General features: G+C 67.0%; 1 protein-coding gene. It reads left to right on the top strand.

All coding sequences use genetic code 11. From position 1 onward, the window contains the following. The coding region (locus tag AC1DFC_RS29770; protein WP_478180588.1) for an AMP-binding protein at window positions 1-567 on the top strand (567 nt) is incomplete at both ends.

The raw sequence follows: 567 nt of genomic DNA, 5'->3' as shown, positions 1-567 counted from the left end.
AGGTGACGGTGCTCAACCAGACGCCTTCGGCCTTCGGCCAGCTGACCAGCCTGCCGCGAGCCTACCAAGAGCATTTGTCCCTGCGCGTGGTGATCTTCGGCGGAGAGGCACTGGACCCGCAGCGCCTGCGCCAGTGGATCGAGCACCATGGCGATGACAGCCCGCAACTGATCAACATGTACGGCATCACCGAGACCACGGTGCATGTGACCTACCGGCGGATCACGGCGGCGGACCTCGAGGGGCAGCGCAGTCCGGTCGGGGTGGCCATCCCGGACCTCGGACTGCGCGTGCTCGATGGGCAACTCAACCCGGTACCGGTGGGCGTGGCCGGCGAGCTGTATGTCTCGGGCGCCGGGCTGGCGCGCGGCTACCTGAACAGGGCCGGACTGACATCGGAGCGCTTCATTACGGCAGAAGGCGGACAGCGCCTGTACCGCACAGGCGACCTCGTGCGTTGGAGCGCGGAAGGCCAATTGGAGTACCTGGGCCGCATCGACCACCAGGTGAAGGTGCGGGGCTTCCGCATCGAGCTGGGGGAGATCGAGGCGCAGTTGCTGGTTGCTG

The organism is Variovorax sp. 10L421 (genome assembly GCF_056395365.1).
This window is presented reverse-complemented; position numbering and strand designations above follow the sequence as displayed.